At 62.8% G+C, this 4,102-nt stretch carries 4 protein-coding genes; all 4 read right to left on the bottom strand.

All coding sequences use genetic code 11. From position 1 onward, the window contains the following. Positions 1-39: 39 nt before the first annotated feature. Positions 40-1,872, bottom strand: a complete 1,833-nt coding sequence (locus tag OC610_RS22400) for an ABC transporter ATP-binding protein (RefSeq protein ID WP_198797172.1) — start codon at positions 1,870-1,872, stop codon at positions 40-42. A gap of 85 nt (positions 1,873-1,957) precedes the next feature. Further along, entirely contained in the window at positions 1,958-2,512 is a 555-nt protein-coding gene (locus OC610_RS22395) for a peptidylprolyl isomerase (RefSeq protein ID WP_264430854.1), read from the bottom strand. A gap of 4 nt (positions 2,513-2,516) precedes the next feature. Further along, positions 2,517-3,320 carry an alpha/beta fold hydrolase gene (locus OC610_RS22390; RefSeq protein WP_264430852.1) on the bottom strand — a complete coding sequence of 268 codons (804 nt, stop codon included), beginning with the start codon at positions 3,318-3,320 and terminating at the stop codon, positions 2,517-2,519. A 14-nt stretch (positions 3,321-3,334) separates the two neighbouring features. Continuing rightward, positions 3,335-4,102, bottom strand: a 768-nt coding sequence (locus OC610_RS22385) for a LysR family transcriptional regulator (RefSeq protein ID WP_264430851.1), incomplete at its 5' end; no start/stop codon positions are given.

Below are 4,102 nucleotides of genomic sequence, written 5' to 3'. Positions count from 1 at the left end.
GCAAGCTCCCTCGCCACGGGGTTTGTGCATAACCAAGGTTCAATCGATCCCCACGAACCCACCCGTCTGATGCTGCCACAGCCGCGCATACAACCCACCCTGGGCCAACAGCTCGGCATGGCTGCCGGTCTCGGCGATGCGACCTTTTTCCAGCACCACCAGCCGGTCCATCCGGGCGATGGTGGAGAGGCGGTGGGCGATGGCGATCACGGTCTTGCCTTGCATCAGCGTCTCGAGGCTTTCCTGGATGGCTGCCTCGACTTCCGAGTCCAGCGCGGAGGTCGCTTCGTCCATGATCAGGATCGGCGCGTCCTTGAGCAGCACCCGGGCAATAGCGATGCGCTGGCGCTGGCCGCCGGAGAGCTTCACGCCGCGCTCGCCGACGTGGGCATCGAAACCGGTGCGGCCTTCGGCGTCCGAGAGCAGCGGGATGAACTCATCGGCCCGCGCCTTGTGCACCGCTTCCCAGAGTTGCGCGTCGGTGGCGTCGGGCTTGCCGTAAAGCAGGTTGTCGCGGATCGAACGGTGCAGCAGCGACGTGTCCTGGGTGATCATGCCGATGCGCGCACGCAGGCTTTCCTGGCCGACGTGGGCAATGTCCTGGCCATCGATGAGGATGCGTCCGCCCTGCACGTCATAGAGGCGCAACAGCAGGTTCACCAGCGTCGATTTACCTGCGCCGGATGGCCCGATCAGGCCGATTTTCTCGCCGGGCTTGATCACCAGGTTCAGGTCGCCGATCACGCCGCTTTTCTTGCCGTAGTGGAAATCCACGTGCTCGAAGCGCACCTCGCCCTGGGCCACCGCCAGCGGCTTGGCCTGCTCGCGGTCGGTGACGCTGACGGGCTGGGAGATGGTCTGCAGGCCGTCCTGGACCATGCCGATGTTTTCGAAGATGCCGGTGACCACCCACATGATCCAGCCGGACATGTTGACGATGCGGATCACCAACCCCGTGGCCAGCGCAATCGCGCCGACGCTGATCAGCGATTGCGTCCACAACCACAGGGCCAGGGCCGTGGTGCCCGCGATCAGCAGGCCGTTCATGCTGGTGATGACCACGTCCATGCTGGTCACCACGCGACCGGCCAGTTGGGCTTTTTCGGTCTGCTCCTCGATGGCTTCACGGGCGTATTGCTGTTCGAAGTTGGTGTGGGCGAACAGCTTCAGCGTGGTGATGTTGGTGTAGCCATCGACGATCCGCCCCATGAGTTTGGAGCGGGCGTCGGATGACACCACCGAGCGTTCCTTGACTCGCGGCACGAAGTAATAGAGCGCGCCGATGTAGGCGGCGATCCACATCAAAAGCGGGATCATCAGGCGCCAATCGGCTTCGGCGAACAGCACCAGGGAACTGATGGCATAGATCAGCACGTGCCACAACGCATCCACGGCCTGCACCGCCGAGTCCCGCAGCGAGTTGCCGGTCTGCATGATGCGCTGGGCGATGCGCCCGGCGAAATCGTTCTGGAAGAAGTTGAGGCTCTGCTTGAGCACGTAGCTGTGGTTCTGCCAGCGGATCAGGCTGGTCATGCTCGGGCTTAGGGTCTGGTGGACCAGCAGGTCATGCAGGGCCACGAAGATCGGCCTGAACACCAGCGCAACCACGGCCATCCACGCCAGCTCGAGGCCGTGGACCTTGAAGAAGTCGGCGCTGGGCGTGGCCTGGGTCAGGTCGATGATGCGGCTCAGGTAGCTGAACAGCGCCACCTCGATCAGCGCGCCGATCAGGCCAACCACCAATAGCGCGGCGAAGCTGGGCCAGACTTGTTTCAGGTAGTAGGTGTAAAAGGGCAGGACGCGGTTCGGCGGGGCCGAGGTCGGGGCGTCACGGAAGATGTCGATCAGTTTTTCGAAACGGCGATAAACCATGGGTTACATAGCCCGGGCAGGGCTCTCCTTCTTTTGCTGTGGGCGGCGCAGGATCGCCGACGTCGCCCAGGCTTGCCCTGCGGGTTTAGTCGATGCGCTTGGCCGACTTGATGATCACAGGGTCGATCGGCACGTTTTGCATGCCTTGTTTGGTGGTGGTCTGGGAGTTGACGATGATGTCCACCACGTCCATGCCCTTCACCACTTTGGCGAACACCGCGTAGCCGGCGTCGCGGCCTGGGTCGAGGAAGGCGTTGTCGGCCACATTGATGAAGAACTGGCTGGTGGCCGAATCCGGGTTGGAGGTGCGGGCCATCGACAAGGTGCCGCGTACGTTGTGCAGGCCATTGCTGGCTTCGTTCTTGATCGGCGCCTTGGTCTCTTTCTGTTGCATCTGCTGGGTAAAACCGCCGCCCTGGGCCATGAAGCCCGGGATCACACGGTGGAAAATCGTGTTGTTGTAGAAGCCGCTGTCGACATACTCAAGGAAGTTCTTGGTACTGATAGGGGCCTTGACCGGGTCCAGCTCGATTTCGATCTGGCCGTTGGTGGTGTCCAGCAAGACATGCGGCGCAGGCGCGGCCATCAGGTTGGCAGCAAAGAGGACGGTGCCGGCGGCGAGGGCGAGTTTTTTCAGCATGGGTTCAGTGATCCTGGGTAGTGGAATCGGTTGCGGTCAAGAATTCGAGCAGGGTCTGGTTGAAGCGTTCGGGTTGATCCAGCGGCGTAGCGTGCCGTGAATCGGCGATGACTGCCAGTCGTGCGTCAGGCAATCGCTTTACATAAGCCTCTTTCAGCGCCACCGGGGTGTAGTCGTGGTCGGCGCAAATGATGAGGGTTGGACAGGCAATTTGCGAAAGACGTTCCTGCACGCCCCAGCCGACGATGGCGTCGAAGCTGGCGAGATAAGCACGTTTGTCATTCGTTGCCCAGCGCCGGGCCATCTCCAGTCGCAGCTCGGTCTGTTCAGGCTTGGGGAACAGCTTGGCGCCGAGGGCCTTGCCGATGGTTTCCAGGCTGAGCAGGCGCATCAGGCTCCAGCGCTTGAACCATTGCCAGCAATCGTCGGGCGTGCGGACCTTGACCTCTGGGGCGCTGTTGACGATGCACAGGCTCTTGACCCGCGCGGGTTCGTCCACGGCCAGTTGAAAACAGATCATCCCGCCCATGGACCAGCCCACCAGGTGCACCGGGCCCATGTCGAGGTGGTCGATCAGCGCGCCCAGGTCAGCGCTGAAACCGGCGATACTGTAGCGCTCGCGCGGTTTGTCGGAGCGACCGTGGCCACGCACATCCATCACGATCAGGCGATAGCGGGCGGACAGCACCGGGATCTGTTTTTCCCAGTCCCGAGTGCTGGAACCCAGTCCATGGACCAGCACCAAGGGCGCGCCTTGGCCATACTCCTCGTAGTGCAGGTTGCAACCTTCGTGCGCAAAGTAGGCCATGGGCGAAGTCCTTGTCAGGCTTGTTCAGGGGCGGCGAACGGTGCATCCAGCGGCGCGGTGTCAAAGGTGCGCAGCAGTTCGATGAGGATTTGCGTGGCCGGGCCCAGGGGTTTTTCCTTGTTGGAGAACAGATAGAAAGTCGAATTGCGGCTGCCTCCCTGTTCCAAGGGTAGACGCTTGAGCACACCTTCATTCAGCTGCCGTTCGATCATGTGCCGTGGCAGCCAGGCGAAGCCCAGGCCGCTGCCGACAAACGTCGCGGCGGTGGCGAGACTGCCGACGGTCCAGCGCTGTTCGGCACCGAGCCAGCCAACATCCCTGGGCTGTTGGCGACCGGAGTCGCGGATGACCACTTGCAGGTGGCTTTCCAGGTCCTGGAAATTCAGCTCGCGGTTGAGACGATGCAAGGGGTGCTCGGGGTGGGCCACCGCGATGAATTCGACATCGCTCAATTCCGCACCCAGGTAACCGGGAATGCTGAAGCCGCTGATGGCCAGGTCGGCCACGCCTTCGAGCAGCACTTCCTCCACGCCCGACAACACTTCTTCGCGCAGGCGCACCCGGCAGCCTCGGCTCTGCGGCATGAACGCCGTCAGCGCCCGGACGAGGCGGGCACTCGGGTAGGCCGCGTCGACCACCAGGCGCACCTCCGCTTCCCAGCCTTGCTCCATGTGATGGGCCAGGTCTTCCAGCTGGCTGGCCTGTTTCACCAGTTGCCGGGAGCGGCGCAACAGTACGCCGCCGGCCTCGGTCAGCACAGCCTTGCGTCCATCGATGCGCAG

Origin of the sequence: Pseudomonas agronomica (assembly GCF_025917275.1) — a bacterium.
Classification (GTDB): domain Bacteria; phylum Pseudomonadota; class Gammaproteobacteria; order Pseudomonadales; family Pseudomonadaceae; genus Aquipseudomonas; species Aquipseudomonas agronomica.
This window is presented reverse-complemented; position numbering and strand designations above follow the sequence as displayed.